We start from the raw sequence: 17,591 nt of genomic DNA on the forward strand, positions 1-17,591 counted from the left end.
CGTCGGTGGCAGAATCACAGGTATGGCACGTGTGAGGATCGGCGACGAGATCGGCCGGGCCGCGGTGTCCGTCGTGCAGACGGTGACGGCCGATGGGGCGGATGCTGCGACATCCGTCGACCGTTCGACCCTCGCGCTCGCGGTGCGCTACTCGCTGCAGCTGCTCGCGGAGCAGGCGCCCGGCGGCACCGTCGAGGTGCGCGTGCCGCCGTTCGGCGCGGTGCAGTGCATCGAAGGCCCGAAGCACACGCGCGGTACCCCGCCGAACGTCGTCGAGACGGATGTCACGACGTGGCTCGCCCTGGCGACCGGCACGCTCTCGTGGGCCGACGCGCGCGCCGCCGGGCGGGTGCACGCCTCGGGTCAGCGCGCCGACCTCGGCGAGGTGCTGCCGGTCGTTCGGTGACGTCGCTGCCGGTCGTTCGCTGACGTCGCTGTCGCTCGCTCGGTGAGGCCGCTGCCGCCTCGCCGTCGCCGTCGCCGCGAAGGTGCGGGAGAATGGAAGGGTGACCGACTCCGTGAACGCCCCCGAACCCGACGACCGTGCCGAAGCGGCCGCGCCCGTGCCGCTCGAGACCGACGTCGAGCGCGACACCGTGACGGTGCGGCGGGCTCCGCGGTACTCGCGCTTCATCACGCTCGGCGCCCTCGTCGGCGCCGTCGTGGCGCTCATCCTCACGGCGGTGTTCCCGGCCAACGACGAGTTCGACAAGGGGCAGGTGTTCGGGTTCCTGCTGCTCGCGTGCGCGGCGGTCGGCGTCGCGCTCGGGGCGCTCGTCGCGCTCGCGATCGACCGCACCTCGGCCCGCCGCGCCACGGCCGTGACCGCCGAGCACGAGACGATCCACCCCATCGACGAGTAGCTCGCGCCCCCCTATTCTCCGCGAACGGGCAGTCGATGCCGGGTCTGTCGCTCCGAGGCGGCATCGAATGCCCGTTCGGCGGAGGAAGTGGGGAGGAGAAGTGGGGGAGGAATCGAGCGCGCGGCTCAGCTGAGCTGCGTGCGCTCCACCCAGCCGAGGTACTCCTCGGTGACGGTGCCGGTGACGTACTCGCCCGTGAAGCACGAGAGGTCGAGCTGCTCGATCGACGTGCCCTCGGTGATCGCGGCCTGCAGGTCGGCGACCTCTTGATAGATCATGTGGTCGGCGCTCAGCTCGGTCGCGATCTCGGGGATCTTGCGGCCGTAGGCGATGAGCTCCTGCCGCGAGGGCATGTTGATGCCGTACACGTGGGGGAACCGCACGGGCGGCGCGGCCGAGGTGAACGTGACCTGGTTGGCGCCCGCGGCACGGGCCATCTCGACGATCTCCTTCGAGGTCGTGCCGCGCACGATCGAGTCGTCGACGATGAGGATGTTCTTGCCCTTGAACTCGGTGCCCATGGCGTTGAGCTTCTGGCGCACCGAACGCTTGCGCTCGGCCTGGCCGGGCATGATGAACGTGCGGCCGACGTAGCGGTTCTTGTAGAAGCCCTCGCGGTACTCGATGCCGAGCTTCTGCGCGACCTGCATCGCGGCGGGGCGCGAGGAGTCGGGGATGGGCATGACGACGTCGATGTCGCCCTTGTCCATGTGGGTCTCGATCGTCGTGGCGAGCCGGTCGCCCATGCGAAGGCGCGCCTCGTAGACCGAGATGCCGTTCATGATCGAGTCGGGGCGGGCGAGGTAGACGTACTCGAACGAGCACGGCACGAGCACCGCGTTCTTCGCGCACTGGCGCGAGATCATCCGGCCGTCGAGGCCGATGAAGATCGCCTCGCCGGGGCGCACGTCGCGCACGATCTCGTAGCCGCCCGACTCGAGCACGAGCGACTCGGAGGCCACGATCCACTCGTCACGGCCGTTGCCGGCGGTGCGCCTGCCGAGGATGAGCGGGCGGATGCCGAACGGGTCGCGGAATGCGAGGAGGCCGTAGCCGGCGATGAGCGCGATGACGGCGTACGAGCCCTCGACGCGTTCGTGCACCTGCTCGACGGCGGTGAAGACCTGGTCGGGGTCGAGGTCGAGACCCGTGATCTGGCCCTGCAGCTCGGTCGCGAGCACGTTCAGCAGCATCTCGGTGTCGCTCGTCGAGTTCACGTGGCGCCGGTCGATGCGGAACAGGTCTTCCGAGAGCTCGCGCGTGTTCGTGAGGTTGCCGTTGTGCACGAGGATGATGCCGTACGGCGCGTTCACGTAGAACGGCTGCGCCTCCTCTTCGCGCTCTGCGGCGCCCTTCGTGGTGTACCGCACGTGGCCGAGGCCCATGTTGCCGATGAGCGAGCGCATGTCGCGCGTGCGGAAGGCCTCGCGCACCTGCCCGCGCGCCTTCGCCATGTGGAAGACGGGACCGTCGGCAGTCGCGATGCCCGTCGAGTCCTGACCGCGGTGCTGCAGCAGCAGCAGGCTGTCGTAGATCTGCTGGTTGGCCGGTTCAGTGGAGACGATTCCGACGATGCCGCACATGCGAGCAATGGCTCCTCGAAGGTGGGGGAAGTGTCCGAGCAGGACCCCTCAATCCTCGCATACGCGCGCGTGTGAGCCGTCAGGACGGAGGCTGCTGCTCAGCTGAGCACCCCCACCCGGTCTCCGAGCCCGTCGAAGGGCGGAATCAGTACTCCGAGGGCTTCGCGAGCACGGCCATCGTGCACCGCGAGACGCAGACGAGCCTGCCCGAGGCATCCGTGATCCTGATGTCCCAGACCTGCGTCGTGCGGCCGCGCGTGAGCGGCGTCGCCTCGCCGTACACCCAGCCCTCGGCGACCGGCCGCACGTGGTTCGCGTTGATCTCCATGCCGACGCAGTAGAACTTCTCAGGGTCGACGGTGAGGGTCGCGCCCCAGCTCGCGAGCGTTTCGGCGAGGGCGACGGATGCCCCGCCGTGCAGCACCCCGCCGGGCTGGCGAGTGCGGTGGTCGACCGGCATGCGCCCCTTGAGGGAGTCGTCGGTCGCTTCGGTGATCTCGATGCCGATGGCTCGGATCATCGTGTCGTCACGGGAGTTCGCCCACTCGAGGGAGGGTTCGCCGAACCAGATGCTCATGCCGTCGAGTCTGGCATGCGCGGCTACGCGAGCTCGGCGATGATCGGGTGCATGGCGTCGTCGAATGCCGCGGCATCCGCCCGCAGGGTGTCGGTGACGGCGACGGTCATGGCGCCGATCCACCACACGCCCGACTCCGCGAGCGGCGCCACCTCGACGTTCAGCTCGAACGAATGCGCTCGCCGCCCGACCTCGCGCTCGTGCTCGGCGATCGTGCCGGCGTAGGCGCGATACGAGTCGCCGCGGCGGGCGGCCGAGGCGTTGCGGTACCCGGCGTGCGCCCACTCCGACCACGCTCGAGCGGCCTCGGCGTGCGGCACGATCGCGGCGGCGAGCACCTCGGCGCCCGAGACCGGCAGCGCCACCTCGGTCTCGAAGGCGTCGACGAGTTCGAGCGGCACGTCCGACGGATGCGCCTCGGGCTCGACGGTCATCGCCCACCAGGCGCGCCATTGGCGTTCGAGTCGGTCGTGCTGGTCGATCTGGAGGCGCTCGCCGACGGCACCGACATCGCGCAGGCGCGGCAACTCGACGGGGGAGGCGATGCCGAGCACTTCGCGCAGATAGAGGGCGAGGAGCACCGGGCGACTCGCATTCTCACGGATCACCCACGACGGTGTGCCCCCCGGCTGCATGGCAGCATTTTAGCTCTCGCACGGCGCATCGGCACGGTTCGGCTCGCGGGGCGCGGGTACGCTTGTCGGGTGACCTCGAACTCGTCCTATGCCGCTGCCGGAGTCGACACGCACGCGGGTGATCTCGCCGTCGAGCTGATGAAGGCGTCGGTCTCCGCCACGCACGGGCCGAACGTGCTCGGCGGGGTCGGCGGATTCGCGGGGCTCTTCGACCTCTCGTTCGCGAAGGACTACTCCCGCCCGCTGCTCGCGACCTCGACCGACGGCGTCGGCACGAAGATCGCCATCGCCCAGGCGCTCGACAAGCACGACACGATCGGTCAAGACCTCGTGGGCATGGTCGTCGACGACATCGTCGTGGTCGGCGCGAAGCCGCTCTTCATGACCGACTACATCGCGTGCGGCAAGGTCGTGCCCGAACGCATCGCCTCGATCGTCACGGGCATCGCCCGGGCCTGCGCCGAGACCGGCACCGCCCTCGTCGGCGGCGAGACCGCCGAGCACCCGGGGCTCATGGGCGAGGGCGACTACGACGTCGCGGGCGCCGCAACCGGCATCGTCGAGGCCGACCGCCTGCTCGGTGCCGAGAAGGTCGAGGCCGGCGACGTCGTCATCGCGATCGCCTCGAGCGGCCTGCACTCCAACGGCTTCTCGCTCGTCAGGCACATCCTCACGAGCGCCGGCATCGGGTACACCGATTCCTCGGCCGAACTCGGCACCACCTGGGGCGAGGCCCTCCTCGAGCCCACGCGCCTCTACACCGGCCAGCTCGTCGAACTGCTCGCCGGCCCGCACGGCGACGCCGTGCACTCGCTCTCGCACGTCACGGGCGGCGGCATCGCCGCGAACCTCGCCCGTGTGCTGCCGCTCGGCTCGTGGGTCGAGCTCGACCGGTCGACGTGGTCGCCCGCCCTCGTCTTCCGCGTGCTGAACGACCTGGCCGGCACGACGCTCGAGTCGACCGAGGGCACCTGGAACCTCGGCATCGGCTTCTTCGCCGTCGTGCGAGCGGATGCCGCGGCTCCCGTCATCGCGGAGCTGGAGCGCCTCGGCCTCCCCGCGTGGCAGGCGGGTGTCGTCACGATCGGCGCTCGCGACCTCGCGGGCTTCGAGCAGGGCGCCAAGGGCGTCGACGGCGGCGCGGTTCGACTCGTCGGCTCCTACGCGAGCTGATCGGCCGCCCCGTGCGCACACCGGTCTCGATCGGGCTCATCGGCACGACCGATGCGTCGATCGTCGCGGCGCTCGCGCCGCGCATCGAGCGACTCGGGTTCCGAGCGCTGTGGCTCAACGACGTGCCCGGCGGCGACTCGCTCGCCGGTGTCCGCGTCGCGGCGGACGCGACCTCGTCGCTGCGCCTCGCGACCGGGGTGATCCCGCTCGATCGGCGGCCGGTCGACACCCTCGACCTCTCAGGCCTTCCCGCAGCACGACTCACGCTCGGGGTCGGCTCGGGTCGTTCGCGGCATCCGCTCGCCCTCGTCGCCGACGGCCTCGCCGCCCTGCGCGACGCGAGCGACGCCGAACTCGTCGTCGGTGCGCTCGGCCCGCGCATGCGCCGACTCGGCGCCGAGCGGGCCGACGGGCTGCTGTTCAACTGGCTGACCCCGCAGGCGGCGGTGCCGGCCATGCACGAGATGCGCGAGGCCGCCGGTGAGCGCGCGCCACGCGGCATCCTGTATGTGCGCACGATCGTCGAACCCGACGCCCGCGCCGTGCTCGAAGCCGAAGCCGAGGCGTACGCGCGGGTGCCCGCCTACGCGGCGAACTTCGCGCGGCTCGGCCAGCGCGCCATCGACGCGACGATCGCCGACGCCGACGATCTCGCCGCCTACGACGGTGCCGCCGACGAGATCGTGCTGCGCGCGATCACGCCGAACGGCTCGCTCGCCGAACTCGAGCGCTTCGTCGACGAGGCCGCGGCGTGGCTCGCGGGCATGCGATAGCGCCGACAGCCGAACGAGAGTTCAGTGGATGCCGCGTGGCCGACCGCTCACCGGAAGGACGGGCCTGTCGGTGGAGCGAGGTCGGAGCGAGTCGGGAGGCGAACGCGCTCAGGCGCGCTGTTCGTCTCCGGCGACGTAGGTGTCGTCGTCTTCGGCGGCATATTCCGCCCACTTCGACGCCTCTTCGCTGTACTCGTCATGCGGCGAGCTCGTGAGCTCGCGCTCAAGCGCGTTGTAGTCGGTGTTCGGGCTGAAGTACTTCAGCTCCCGAGCGACCTTGGTGTGCTTGGCTTTCTGACGGCCGCGCCCCATGCGTGACCCCCTTACGACATCTGGCCGGGTGGATTCGATCGTCACCCGGCGCTCATCTGATAAATGAATTCGTCCAACCGCCAGTTTAGCACCGACGTCGACACGGTTCGGCGTCGCCGGAAGGCATGCCCGAGGTCGTATGGTGGGCTTTCGGCTCGCGTGCTGCGAGCACACAGCAACCCGTGCTGAGATTGTCAGGTGATGACGAGCCCCGAACGCGTGAAGGTCGTGGTGATCGGCGCCGGGCAAGCCGGTCTGTCGGTCGCCTTCTACTTGCGCCGGTTCGAGCTCGTCGCCGACGACGACTTCGTCATGCTCGATCGCGCACCCGGGCCGGGCGGGGCGTGGCAGCACCGTTGGTCGTCGCTCAGGCTCGGCACCGCCCACCGCGTCAACGACCTGCCTGGCATGTCGGAGCTCGGGCTGAGCTTCGACACCGCCGACCGCAACCTGCCCGCGAAAGAGGTCGTCGCCGACTACTACGACCGCTTCGAGCAGCACTTCGACCTGCGGGTGCGGCGGCCCATGAACGTGCGGCAGGTCGTGAACGCCGGGGTCGACCTGCTCGTGCGGTACGAAGACCTCACGCCCCAGCCGCTCGAAGAGGCGAAGGCGGCGCGCGGACTCTTCGGGCGTCGGCGCAAGACGTTCGAAGAGCCCGCCACGCCGACGGCGCCGCAGCACGAGATCAGCACCCAGTTCCTCGTGAACGCCACGGGCACGTGGGGTTCGCCCTTCGTGCCCTACTACCCCGGCATGACCGACTTCGCCGGGCGCCACGTGCACACCTCCGACTTCACCGACGCCGAAGACTTCCGCGACAAGCATGTCGTCGTGGTCGGCGGCGGCACCTCGGCCATCGGCTTCATGCTCGAACTCGAAGACGTCGCCGCCGGGCTCACCTGGGTGTCTCGGCGCCCGATCGACTGGCTCGACCGGCAGGAACTCGACCTCGAAGGGGCATCCGCCGCCGTCGCCATGCAAGACGAGGCCGCGCGCTCGGGCCGGGCACTGCCCTCGATCGTCAGCGGCACCGGTGTGCCGAAGAGCCGTCGCATGGCCGCGGGTATCGAGCGCGGGCTGCTCGTCGCACGGCCGATGTTCGACCGCATCGAGGCCGACCGGGTCGTCTGGGAGGGCGAGGACTCGGGCATGGCCCGGGCCGACGTCATCATCTGGGCCACGGGGTTCCGCCCCGACCTGCGCCACCTCGCTCCGTTGAAGCTGCGCGAGAAGGCGGGCGGCATCACCGTCGGTCAGGGCGCGGCATGGAGCGACCCGCGCATCTTCCTGGCGGGCTACGGGCCGCAGGCGTCGACGATCGGTGCGAGCCGGGCCGGCCGCATGATCGCCCGCCAGATCATGGCGATGCTCTAGGCGTTCCCGCCCGCCGCTGCGCCCGTGAGTGCGCCTGCCATGCGCCCGCTCCCCGCGCCTGTCCCATTTCGCGCGAACGGGCAGTCGATGCCGCGTTCGGGGCGGCTGAGGCGGCATCAACCGCCCGTTCGCGGGTCGTGGTCACGAGACGTCGCGGGCGCGTCGGCCGAAGGTGCCGGCGGTGACCGTGCGGTACGAGTCGCGCACCATCGACTCGAGCACGTCGAGGTCGACGTCGTCGAGGTTCTTGAGGTAGAGGCATCCGACGCCCGTGGTGTGCGGGCCGAGCTTCGCGAGCGCGTCCGCGTGCGCGTCGACGCCCTCGGGGAAGTAGATCGTCGTCGCGGCCTTGCGGGGCGAGAAGCCCGCGGCTCCGGCACTGCCCTTGCGGCCGCTCTCGTATTCGTAGCGGTACTCGCCGAAGCCGATGATCGACGGGCCCCACATGCGCGGCGGCTCGCCCGTGACTCGCGAGAAGAGTTCGATCAGGGTCTCGGCGTCGCGTCGTCGCACGGGGTGGGCGACACGATCGACGAACTCGGGCACCGAGGCATCCGTGTAGTCAGTGGCCATGTCGGCAGCCTACGGCCGGCGACCGACCGACGCAGCCTAGCGCCGCTGCTTCGGCTCGGACTCGGCGAGCGGCCGGCGCGGCACCGGGCGCACGGGCTCTCCGCGGCGATCCTGACCCGGCAGCGGGCGCGAGCGGCGCCCGTAGAGCAGGTCGGAGGAGTCGAGCAGCCACGGCACGAGCGCGACCGTGACGCCGTGCACGAGCAGCAGCTTCTGGCGGATGCGCCGGGCCTTGTGGTTGTGCAGGATGCTCTCCCACCAGTGCCCCACGATGTACTGCGGCATGTAGACGGTGACGACCTCGGAACCGTGTTGTTCGCGCCGCGACTTGATGTAGGTGATGAGCGGGTAGCTGAGATCGCGGTACGGTGAGCTCAGGATGCGCAGCTTCACGTGGATGTTCTGCTTGACCCACTGCTTCTTCAGCTGCCGCGTCTGCTCTTCGTCGAGCGAGACGTGGACCGCCTCGAGCGAGTCGTGTCGCGCGGCGATCGCGTAGTCGAGGGCCTTGAGCGTGGGCTTCTGCATGCGGCCGACGAGCACGATCGCGTGGTCTCCGCTGGCGCCGAAGGTCGTGGTCGGGTCGACCTCGATCTCTTTCTCGACATCGCGGTAGTAGCGGTTCACGCCCATCATCAGGAAGAACAGGATGGGCATCAGCAGGAACACGATCCACGCGCCGTGCGTGAACTTCGTGACGGTGACCACGATGAGCACGACCGCGGTCATCGCGGCGCCGATCGCGTTGATCACGAGCGCACGCAGAATCGCGCCGCGGGTGAGCGGTGCGGCAGTGTCGCGCGGGTCGGCGTCGCGCGCGCGCTTCGGCGCACCCTTCGCCGGATGCCGCAGCCGCGAGAGCTCGCGCAGCCAGTGCCGCACCATACCCGTCTGGCCGAGCGTGAACGAGACGAAGACGCCGATGATGTACAGCTGGATCAGCACCGTCAGGTTCGCCTGGAAGATCAACAGAATGAGGGATGCCGCGAGCGCGAGGATCACGACGCCGTTCGAGTAGATCAGGCGGTCGCCGCGGGTCGAGAGCGACTTCGGCGCGTAGCCGTCGCGGGCGAGCACCGAGCCGAGCAGCGGGAAGCCGTTGAACGCGGTGTTCGCCGCGAGCAGCAGCACGAGGGCGGTCGCCGCCTGGATCACGTAGAAGAACACCGTGGCGTCGCCGAACGTCGCCGCGGCGACCTGCGCGATGAGGCTCGGTTGCGGCTCGGTCGCGCACTGCGTCCAGCCGATCAGGTCGCACGGGTCTTCGGCGTAGTGCACCTGCGAGATGAGCGCGAGCGCCGTGAGGCCCGCGAAGAGCACGATCGCGATGCCGCCCATGAGCACGAGCGTCATCTGGGCGTTCTTCACCTTGGGCAGGCGGAACGCGGGCACGCCGTTCGAGATGGCTTCGACGCCCGTCAGGGCGGAGCATCCGCTCGCGAAGGAACGCAACAGCAGCAGGATGATGCCCGCTTGCGTGAGTGACTCCGCCTGGACGCCGAACGCGGCCGACTCGGCGACCGGAGGGTCGCCCATGAGGGTGCGCGTGAGACCGATCGCGACCATCACGAAGACGCTGCCGATGAAGAGGTAGGTCGGCACGGCGAACGCCTTCGACGACTCCGAGACGCCGCGCAGGTTGATCGCCGCGAGGATGATGACGAAGACGATCGCGAGCTCGACCCGGAACGGGTTCAGCTCGGGGATCGCCGAGATGATGTTGTCGACGCCCGAGGCCACCGACACGACGACGGTCATGACGTAGTCGACGAGCAGGGCCGACGCGACGACGAGACCGGCCTTCTCGCCCAGGTTGCGGTGGGCGACCTCGTAGTCGCCGCCGCCCGAGGGGTAGGCGCGGATCAGCTGCCGGTAGCTCGCGACGACCGTCACGAGCAGCACGACGACCGCGAGCGCGACCCACGGTGCGAAACTCAAGAAGGCGAGGCCGCCGATCGTGAGGATCATCAGCAGCTCTTGCGGCGCGTAGGCGACCGACGAGAGCGGGTCGCTCGCGAAGATCGGCAACGCGAAACGCTTCGGGAGGAGCTGCCCCTCGAGTTTCTCGGTCGGCAGTGGATCGCCGATGATCCAGTGTTTCGGCGATTTCAGCTCGGCCGGCGGTGTGTCCGCCTCATCCGTCACGGCGCTTGAGACTACACCCGCGGCGGCCGGTGTCAAGTGCACCGTCAGGTGTGCCTCGGAGAACCGTCAGATGCGCCTTGTAGAGTTGTGGCGACTCTTCGATCACTCGACTTTCCGGGGGCGCTTGTGAACCGTGCGACGCAGCTCGCGCGAGGCTCGGCGACCGCGCTCGTCGCCCTGTTCCTGGCGGCGTTCTCGCACGGCGTCGCCGCCGGCGAAGCGCCCGGCGGGGTCGGACTCGTGCTCGCGGGCATGGTCGCACTCGCGGCATCCGTCGCCTTCGTCGGCCGCCGCGCGACTCCGCTGCGCACGGCGCTCGCGGTGATCGTGAGCCAGGGGGCGTTCCACGTGCTGTTCGGGGTCGGCGCGGGCGCCTCGAGCGGATCGTTCGTCATGAGCGGTGATGGGCACCACCAGGCCGTGGCGTTCGTCGACGGCGGTGGCGTGGCCCCGGTCGGCCACGGGCATGCCGACACCGCCATGCTCCTCGGCCACGCGCTCGCCGCGGTCGCGACCATCTTCTACCTGCTCGCGGTCGAGCAGGCGGCGTGGCGAACCCTCACGGCGACCGCTCGTCGCTTCGTGCTGCGGCTCACTTCGCCGGTGCCGCAGCTCGCACCGCTCTCCTCCGTCGTCCGCCGCGTCTCCTCGACCCGCGTGCCGCGGCTCCGATCACGATTCCGCTTCACCACCCTCGGTTCCCGGGGCCCGCCGCTCCTTCTCGCCTCCGCGTAATTCCGCCGATCGGCGGAACCCAGAGAATTCCGGATGCCCTGCGGCCGCGCCAACCGTGAGCACCGCCCGGCCCGGACCCGAGGAGAGAGACTCCCATCGCAATGAACACCCCGACCACCACCGCGACCACCCTCGACATGCGGGAGCGCACCACGCGCCTGCGCGGCATGGTGCTCGCCGCCGCCGCGCTCACCGTCGCCGCCGGCATCACCCTGGCGGGCGCATCACCCGCCCTCGCGCACGACGAGCTGCTGGCCTCGAGCCCCGAACCCGGCCAGGTCTTCGAGACCGCACCCGCCGAGGTCTCGCTCGACTTCTCGAACGACATCATCGAGGTCGGCACGGCGATCGTCGTCGTCGATCACCACGGCGGCGACGTCGAGGTCGGCGACCCCGTGATCGCGGGCGCGCACGTCACTGCGGCGCTGCCGACCGATCTCGAGGGCGAGTACCAGGTGCGCTGGCGCGCCGTCTCGAGCGACGGGCACCCCATCGAGGGCACGATCGACTTCGGCGTCGGCGCCGACGCCACGGGTGTCTGGACCGAGGAGCCGGCCCACGACGACGCGGCGACCGACGAGGCGCACGATGACGGCGACCACGCCGAGGGCGACCACGCCGAGGGTGACCACGAAGACGCCGATGCCACCGCCCAGAGCGGCCCCGACGGCTGGGCCGTCGCCGGGTTCGTCGTCGGCGGGCTCGGGATCCTGGCGCTCATCGTCGCCGTCATCCTGAACGCGAAGCGCAAGAGCGCCGGCCCCGGCGCGGGTTCGGGCGACGGTTCGGGCAAGGGTGACGGCCCGACCGGCACCGGCACCGGCACCGGTACCTCCGGCGACGACGCCTGAGCCCGGGGGAGCAGCACACATGCGTTCCACTGCGATGACCCCTGCCCTCGGCGCCGCGATCGGCGCCGCCCTCGCGGCCGTGCTCGCCCTCGCCGGGTGCGCCGGCGCACCACCCGCCGAGACCCCTGCCGCGTCGGTCGAGGCCGAGGCCGCGACATCCGTCACCGTCACCGATGCGTGGGTCAAGGCCGGCGACGACGGCATGACCGCCCTCTTCGGCACGCTCGACAACGGCGGCAGCGCCACGATCACGTTGTCCGGCGCCGAGACCGGCGCCGCCGAGATGGCCGAGCTGCACGAGACCGTCGAGTCCGACGGCGCGATGACGATGCGCGAGAAGGACGGCGGCTTCGAGATCGCCGCGGGCGGGCACCTCGTGCTCGAGCCCGGGGCGAACCACGTCATGCTCATGGGCCTGACCGGGCCGTTGCGCGCCGGTGACGAGGTCACCGTCACGCTCGCGTTCTCCGACGGCTCGACGCTCGACGTGGTCGCGCCCGTGAAGGACTACCAGGGCGCGAACGAAGCGTACGACGACGGCCACGAGGCGCACTGATGACCGGCGAACCCGGCGGCTCCGGGTTCTCGCGGCGGCATCTCCTGTTCGGGGGTGCCGCCGCGGCCGGAGCCGGTGCCGCGGTCGCGCTCGGCGCCTCCGCCGCGATTCGGGCGGGAGCGGGTGCCGCAGGCGCGGGGGGCGCGATCGATGGGGCCGGTGCCGCCATCGGTGGCGCCCTCTCGGCCACGGCCGTCGGCGAGGCGATCGTGCCCTTCCACGGCGTGCACCAGGCGGGTATCGAGACGCCGCCGCAGTCGCACGCGCTCTTCGTCGCGCTCGATCTGCTGCCCGAAGTCGATGCGGCGGCACTGCGCCGCATGCTGCGGGTGCTGAGCGACGACGCCGCTCGCGTGACGCAGGGGCGCGCGCCCCTCGCAGACTCCGAACCCGAGCTCGCCGAGGTGCCCGCCCGGCTCACCGTCACGTTCGGCTTCGGGCCCGGGCTCGTCGCCCGCGCCGATGCCGAGGCGCCGAGCTGGCTCCGCCCGTTGCCGCCGTTCGGCATCGACCGCCTCGAGCCGCGCTGGAACGACGGCGACCTGCTGCTGCAGATCGCAGCCGACGATGCGGTGACGGTCTCGCACGCGGCGCGCATGCTGCTGAAGGATGCACGCAGCTTCGCCGCCGTGCGCTGGACGCAGCGCGGGTTCCGCCGTGCGGCGGGCTCCGAGCCCGAAGGTCGCACGATGCGGAACCTCTTCGGCCAGCTCGACGGCACCGTCAACCCGAAGCCGGGTACGGCGGACTTCGACGAGCTCGTCTGGTCGGGCGGCGAGCCCGCGTGGATGGCCGGCGGCACCTCGATGGTGCTGCGGCGCATCGCGATGGACCTCGACGGGTGGGACCGGGTCGATCGGCCCGGGCGCGAGGCATCCGTCGGGCGACGGCTCGGCTCGGGTGCCCCGCTCACGGGCGAGCGCGAGCACGACGAGCCCGACTTCGACGCGCTCGGGCCGGTGGGCTTCCCGGTGATCCCCGACTTCTCGCATCTGCGTCGGTCGCGGAGCGATGAGCCGGGGGAGCGCATCTACCGGCGCGGGTACAACTACGACGAGGCGCCCGCCGGGGCTTCCGTCTCGGATGCCGGGCTGCTGTTCGCCTCGTTCCAGGCCGACGTCGACCGGCAGTTCGTGCCGATCCAGCGGCGACTCGACGAGCTCGACCTGCTCAACGAGTGGACGACGCCCGTGGGCTCGGCGGTGTTCGCCGTGCCGCCGGGCTGCACCGAGGGCGGCTACATCGGCGACACCCTCGTCTGAGCGCGCTCGCTCACACGGCTACGCGCGGGGAGGCGGCGCGAGGTCGACGACCCAGTCGTTCGTCTGCAGCACGAGACCGGGCTTCACCTCGAACGACTCCTCGCCGAGCAGGCGGAACCCCGCCTTGCGGCAGACGGCGTTCGACGGCGGGTTGTCGACGCGCGGGTAGGCGTGCACCGGCAGCACCTCGCCGGCGGCTCGGGCCGCGTCGAGCATCGCCATCACCGCGGCCGGGGCGATGCCCTGGCCGCGGTACTCGGCCTCGACCGACCAGCCGGCCTCGAGCGCGGGCTCGCCGTGCCAGTCGTGCTGCCAGTAGCCGATGATGCCGACGCCCTCGGCGTGGCCGGGGATCACGATGCGGAACTGATGGCCCGTGCCCTCGCGCAGCATGCGGAGGTAACGCCCGTGCCGGGCGAGCACCTGCTCGTCGTTCTCGGGGCCGCCGAGCTGGTCCATGAGCTCGTGCGTGTTCGCGCGGTGCAGGAGTGCGAGGTCGTCATCGGACCAGGGGCGAAGCTCGATCGAGGGCATGCGGTCATCACACCACCGCCCACCGACACGAACGACGAAGGGCGGCGCCCGGGGAGGCGCCGCCCAGCTCAGGGGGTCGTCGGGGTTCGGCTCAGTGGTCGCCGAGCGTCGCGAGCACGTCGGCCCGCACCTGTGCGAGGCGGGCGCGCAGCAGGGTGACCGTCTCGGGGCTGACCCGACCGCGGCTCGCCCGCGTGCGGAGGTCGGTGCGCAGTTGCTGGCGGAATTCGCTCAGCACGAGGTCGGCCTCGTGCACCGCACGGCTCGTCTCAGCGCGGGCGTCGCCGCCCCAGCCGGTGGTCGAGGCGCTTCCGCCCGCCGAGCTCGCCGCCGACGCCGGCATCTTCGTCGACGCGCGCTTGGCCTCGCGGGCCGCGCTCGCGAGTTCGGCACGCAGCGAGCGCATCGCGTCGTTGACCTCGGCGCGCACTCCGTCGGCGAGACGTCGCACCGAGTCGGTCACCTCGTTCTCGATGCCGTCGAGTTCGTCGCGGCGCGCCTCGAGCTCGGCGCGGCCCGCGTCGGTGATCTCGTACACGGTCTTGCGGCCGTCGGTCGACTTCGAGACGAGCCCCTCCTCTTCGAGCTTCGAGAGGCGGGGGTAGATCGTGCCGGCACTCGGGCTGTAGGTGCCGCCGAAGCGGTCGGAGAGTGCCTGGATCAGCTCGTAGCCGTGGCGCGGCTGCTCGTCGAGCAGGGCGAGCAGGTAGAGGCGCAGGCTGCCGTGGGCGAAGACGGGAGGCGTCATGCTGCGCCGCCCTGATCCAGTCGAGTGGATGCCTCGTCGTCGCTCGAGCCCGACGTGCTCGACGCGTCGCCGGGGCGTGCGCCCGAGGCATCCGATGCACTGTCGGCCTTCTCGCGCCGCATGACCGAGATCGAACCCGAGACGCTGTTCGCGCCGAGGTCGAGCCAGCGGCCCGAGAGCTCGCCGGTGACGCGCTCGAAGCCCTTGCCGAGCATGCCCTTGATCGTCGTGTCGTCGATGAGCACCGTGCCGCCGACCGTGTTGATGCGGTAGCGAGCACCGGCGCCGGGGGCGAAGCGCACGGTGAGGTTGCCCGAGACGGTGTTCGTGTCGATCCGGTCGGGTGTGCTGTACGCGTCGAGGATCATGTTGCCCGACACCGTGTCGGCGTTGAACGAGCGCACGTCGCCCGTGGCGACGACGTCGCCCGAGACCGAGTGCGCGGTGATGCGGCCGGTGTGGTTGCCGGCCGAGACCTCGCCCGAGACGGTCGACAGCTCGACGTCGCCCTCGTGGTTGTCGAGCACGAGGTCGCCCGACACGGTCGAGAGCTTGGCGTCGGTCGTGAATCCCGAGACGAGCGCGTCGCCCGAGACCATGCCGAGCTTCATGACGACGTGCCGCGGGGCGAGGATCGACACCTCGGCCTTCGCGTTGCCGGCCCAGCCCTTGAAGACGTCGATGAAGTTGTCCCACCGCAGTTGCGGGTGGTCGATCTCGAGCGAGTCGCCGTCGATCTCGATCTTCAGGTCTTTGCCGGTGACGTTCGTGACCTCGACGCGGGCGCCGGGCTCGTCGTGGGCGATCACGTCGACCTTGCCGCCGATGAGGCTGACCTTGAGCTTGCGAACCAGTTCGAGGTCGATGACCCGGGTCTCGCCCGGGTTGACGACCCACTTCTCGATGGACATGCCGTGCTCCTTCTGTCGCGGTTGCGTTTCGTGTGCGAGGTGCGGTTGCCGCGACATCCGCTGCCCTCGAAATCTGTGACGCGATATATCGCGTGTTCGATATGAACACGATATATCGCGTTTGCGGTGTTCGCAAGTCACACCTCTCTTCGCGCGGGTGTGTTGCCCGTTCAGGGGATGTTGCCGACACGCCGCTGCAGGGGCCGCATGCGCCCGCGTGTTGCCAGAATCCCCTGAACGAGCAACAGGCCGAGCGGATGTCGCGGGGCTTGACATTGACGCAGCGTCAAGCTTTACCGTTGCAGCAGTGGGGCAGAACCGCCCCGATCACGAGGACACACGAGAGGAGCCGCCGTGGACTGGTCGATCCAGGAGATCGCGAAGCTCGCCGGCACGACGAGCCGCACGCTGCGTCACTACGACGACATCGGGCTGCTCGCGCCGACGCGCATCGGTTCGAACGGCTATCGCCGCTACGACGACGCCGCGCTCGTGCGCCTGCAGCGCATCCTGCTGCTGCGGGAGCTGGGGCTCGGCCTGCCCGTGATCGGCGAGGTGCTCGACCGCGAGGCGAGCGCCCCCCACGCGCTGCGCAGCCACCTCGAATGGCTGCGCGGCGAGCAAGACCGGCTGGCGCGGCAGATCGCGTCGGTCGAGCACACCATCGGAGCATTGGAAGGAGGTGAACGACTCATGGCGGAGGACATGTTCGACGGCTTCGACCACACCCAGTACAAGGCGGAGGTCGAAGAGCGCTGGGGCGCGGACGCGTACGCGAAGAGCGACGTGTGGTGGCGCTCGATGAGCGCCGACGAGAAGGCCGGCTGGCAGCAGCGGATGTCGCAGCTGGGCCGTGACTGGATCGCGGCGCACGAGCGGGGTGTCGACCCCGCGGGCGACGAGGCGCAGGCGCTCGCGCAGCGCCAGTTCGACTGGCTGCGAGGCATTCCCGGTACGCCCGGCGGCGGCGGTGCCGGCCCGAGCAGGGAGTACTTCCTCGGGCTCGCCGAGATGTACGTGGCCGACGAGCGCTTCGGCGCGAACTACGGCGGCCCGGCAGGCGCCGAGTTCGTGCGCGACGCGATGACCGCGTACGCCGAGCGCGAGCTCTAACGGGCGGTGCAGTCGCCCCCGAGGTGTCCCGGCCTCGGGGGTGACTGCCGTCCGGGTGCGCCGGTCAGACGGCGGGGGTGGCGGAGGTCGCGGGGCCCGCGACATCCACTCGCTCGGTGCCGACCGGGGCCGATGCAGGGGCCGGCGCGGCCGCCGGCGCGACCGGCGGCGAGACCGCTGGGCGCTTGATCGCGAACATCGGGATCGTGACCTGGCAGAGCGGGCCGACGAGCAGGGCGAACGCGACGGTGCCGATGCCGACGTTGCCGCCGAGCGCCCAGCCCGCGGCCAGCACGACGAGCTCGATGCCGGTGCGCACGATCCAGATCTTCCAGCCGGTGACGCGGTGCAGGCCCGTCATGAGGCCGTCGCGCGGGCCGGGGCCGAAGTGCGCGCCGATGTAGAGGCCCGTGGCGATGGCGAGCACGACGATGCCGGCGGGCAGCAGCAGCACGCGCACCCAGAGGTCGAGGCCCGACGGGATGAGCCAGAGGCCGATGTCGGCCGAGGGGCCGACGAGCAGGGCGTTCATGACGGTGCCGAAGCCGAGTCGCTGCCGGATCGGGATCCACAGCAGCAGCACGAACCCGCTGACGATGATGGTGATGACGCCGAAGCCGAGGCCCGTCTGCTTCGCGATGCCCTGGGTCAGCACGTCCCACGGGGCCACGCCGAGTTCGCCGCGCACGATGAGGGCGATGCCGATGCCGTAGAGGAACAGGCCGACGAAGAGCTGCACGAAGCGGCGCGCGAGCACCGGCGCGGGGTCTGGGGAGGTGAAGCGCGCGAGGCGTGTGGACGGCGCGGTGCTGGCGGTGCGGGGCATTCTGCAATCCAATTACATGATTGGCCTGTTCGCAAAGTGCCAAT

Annotated in this window: 20 protein-coding genes; 10 read left to right on the top strand and 10 right to left on the bottom strand. The window is 70.7% G+C overall.

Annotation, left to right across the window (positions count from 1 at the left end):
• Nucleotides 1-22 precede the first annotated feature (22 nt).
• Entirely contained in the window at nt 23-406 is a 384-nt protein-coding gene (locus ACWGST_RS06415) for a sterol carrier family protein (protein WP_452045825.1), read from the top strand.
• Nucleotides 407-506: 100 nt separating this feature from the next.
• Complete coding sequence (locus ACWGST_RS06420) at nt 507-863, top strand: hypothetical protein (RefSeq protein ID WP_452045826.1); 357 nt, start codon at nt 507-509, stop codon at nt 861-863.
• A gap of 125 nt (nt 864-988) precedes the next feature.
• On the opposite strand, the gene purF is transcribed toward ACWGST_RS06420, so the two are convergent.
• The 3 genes from purF to ACWGST_RS06435 form a co-directional block, all read right to left on the bottom strand.
• On the bottom strand, nt 989-2,446 hold the full coding sequence (gene purF / locus ACWGST_RS06425; protein WP_452045827.1) for an amidophosphoribosyltransferase: 1,458 nt from the start codon (nt 2,444-2,446) through the stop codon (nt 989-991).
• Between the two features lie 145 nt (nt 2,447-2,591).
• Nucleotides 2,592-3,023 carry a hotdog fold thioesterase gene (locus tag ACWGST_RS06430; protein ID WP_452045828.1) on the bottom strand — a complete coding sequence of 144 codons (432 nt, stop codon included), beginning with the start codon at nt 3,021-3,023 and terminating at the stop codon, nt 2,592-2,594.
• Nucleotides 3,024-3,046: 23 nt separating this feature from the next.
• On the bottom strand, nt 3,047-3,658 hold the full coding sequence (locus tag ACWGST_RS06435; RefSeq protein ID WP_452045829.1) for a zinc-binding alcohol dehydrogenase: 612 nt from the start codon (nt 3,656-3,658) through the stop codon (nt 3,047-3,049).
• A gap of 69 nt (nt 3,659-3,727) precedes the next feature.
• Between ACWGST_RS06435 and purM the strand changes: the two genes are divergently transcribed.
• Together purM and ACWGST_RS06445 are read left to right on the top strand one after the other, a co-directional pair.
• Nucleotides 3,728-4,831, top strand: coding sequence for a phosphoribosylformylglycinamidine cyclo-ligase (purM, locus tag ACWGST_RS06440; RefSeq protein WP_452045830.1), 1,104 nt, complete (start codon nt 3,728-3,730; stop codon nt 4,829-4,831).
• Between the two features lie 11 nt (nt 4,832-4,842).
• The gene (locus ACWGST_RS06445) at nt 4,843-5,604 is read left to right on the top strand and encodes an LLM class flavin-dependent oxidoreductase (RefSeq protein WP_452045831.1); all 762 of its coding nucleotides are present in this window, start codon (nt 4,843-4,845) and stop codon (nt 5,602-5,604) included.
• A gap of 108 nt (nt 5,605-5,712) precedes the next feature.
• Here ACWGST_RS06445 and ACWGST_RS06450 read toward each other — a convergent pair whose 3' ends face one another.
• On the bottom strand, nt 5,713-5,916 hold the full coding sequence (locus tag ACWGST_RS06450) for a DUF3073 domain-containing protein (RefSeq protein ID WP_452045832.1): 204 nt from the start codon (nt 5,914-5,916) through the stop codon (nt 5,713-5,715).
• A gap of 201 nt (nt 5,917-6,117) precedes the next feature.
• Here ACWGST_RS06450 and ACWGST_RS06455 point away from each other — a divergent pair, with 201 nt between their 5' ends.
• The gene (locus tag ACWGST_RS06455; RefSeq protein ID WP_452045833.1) at nt 6,118-7,293 is read left to right on the top strand and encodes an NAD(P)-binding domain-containing protein; all 1,176 of its coding nucleotides are present in this window, start codon (nt 6,118-6,120) and stop codon (nt 7,291-7,293) included.
• Between the two features lie 141 nt (nt 7,294-7,434).
• Here ACWGST_RS06455 and ACWGST_RS06460 read toward each other — a convergent pair whose 3' ends face one another.
• Together ACWGST_RS06460 and ACWGST_RS06465 are read right to left on the bottom strand one after the other, a co-directional pair.
• Entirely contained in the window at nt 7,435-7,866 is a 432-nt protein-coding gene (locus tag ACWGST_RS06460; protein WP_452045834.1) for a DUF1801 domain-containing protein, read from the bottom strand.
• Between the two features lie 36 nt (nt 7,867-7,902).
• The gene (locus tag ACWGST_RS06465) at nt 7,903-10,011 is read right to left on the bottom strand and encodes an APC family permease (RefSeq protein WP_452045835.1); all 2,109 of its coding nucleotides are present in this window, start codon (nt 10,009-10,011) and stop codon (nt 7,903-7,905) included.
• Nucleotides 10,012-10,137: 126 nt separating this feature from the next.
• Between ACWGST_RS06465 and ACWGST_RS06470 the strand changes: the two genes are divergently transcribed.
• From ACWGST_RS06470 to ACWGST_RS06485, 4 genes are all read left to right on the top strand, one after another.
• A complete protein-coding gene (locus ACWGST_RS06470) occupies nt 10,138-10,746 on the top strand; it encodes a hypothetical protein (RefSeq protein WP_452045836.1) in 609 nt (202 codons plus the stop codon).
• Nucleotides 10,747-10,847: 101 nt separating this feature from the next.
• Nucleotides 10,848-11,597 (top strand): copper resistance CopC family protein, encoded by a 750-nt coding sequence (locus ACWGST_RS06475; RefSeq protein WP_452045837.1) that lies wholly within the window; start codon nt 10,848-10,850, stop codon nt 11,595-11,597.
• 19 nt (nt 11,598-11,616) lie between these two features.
• Nucleotides 11,617-12,153: a copper chaperone PCu(A)C gene (locus ACWGST_RS06480; protein WP_452045838.1), complete on the top strand. Its 537-nt coding sequence runs from the start codon at nt 11,617-11,619 to the stop codon at nt 12,151-12,153.
• Nucleotides 12,153-13,415: a Dyp-type peroxidase gene (locus ACWGST_RS06485; protein WP_452045839.1), complete on the top strand. Its 1,263-nt coding sequence runs from the start codon at nt 12,153-12,155 to the stop codon at nt 13,413-13,415. The genes ACWGST_RS06480 and ACWGST_RS06485 overlap by 1 nt, the downstream gene beginning before the upstream one ends.
• A gap of 18 nt (nt 13,416-13,433) precedes the next feature.
• Here the strand turns inward: ACWGST_RS06485 and ACWGST_RS06490 are convergent, their stop codons facing one another.
• The 3 genes from ACWGST_RS06490 to ACWGST_RS06500 form a co-directional block, all read right to left on the bottom strand.
• Nucleotides 13,434-13,949 (bottom strand): GNAT family N-acetyltransferase, encoded by a 516-nt coding sequence (locus tag ACWGST_RS06490; protein WP_452045840.1) that lies wholly within the window; start codon nt 13,947-13,949, stop codon nt 13,434-13,436.
• A gap of 91 nt (nt 13,950-14,040) precedes the next feature.
• On the bottom strand, nt 14,041-14,697 hold the full coding sequence (locus tag ACWGST_RS06495) for a PadR family transcriptional regulator (protein WP_452045841.1): 657 nt from the start codon (nt 14,695-14,697) through the stop codon (nt 14,041-14,043).
• On the bottom strand, nt 14,694-15,608 hold the full coding sequence (locus ACWGST_RS06500; RefSeq protein WP_452045842.1) for a DUF4097 family beta strand repeat-containing protein: 915 nt from the start codon (nt 15,606-15,608) through the stop codon (nt 14,694-14,696). The genes ACWGST_RS06495 and ACWGST_RS06500 overlap by 4 nt, the downstream gene beginning before the upstream one ends.
• A gap of 354 nt (nt 15,609-15,962) precedes the next feature.
• Between ACWGST_RS06500 and ACWGST_RS06505 the strand changes: the two genes are divergently transcribed.
• The gene (locus ACWGST_RS06505) at nt 15,963-16,721 is read left to right on the top strand and encodes a MerR family transcriptional regulator (RefSeq protein ID WP_452045843.1); all 759 of its coding nucleotides are present in this window, start codon (nt 15,963-15,965) and stop codon (nt 16,719-16,721) included.
• A gap of 64 nt (nt 16,722-16,785) precedes the next feature.
• Here the strand turns inward: ACWGST_RS06505 and yczE are convergent, their stop codons facing one another.
• Nucleotides 16,786-17,547 carry a membrane protein YczE gene (yczE, locus tag ACWGST_RS06510; RefSeq protein WP_452045844.1) on the bottom strand — a complete coding sequence of 254 codons (762 nt, stop codon included), beginning with the start codon at nt 17,545-17,547 and terminating at the stop codon, nt 16,786-16,788.
• Nucleotides 17,548-17,591 lie beyond the last annotated feature (44 nt).

The organism is Agromyces sp. NPDC055520 (assembly GCF_053619715.1).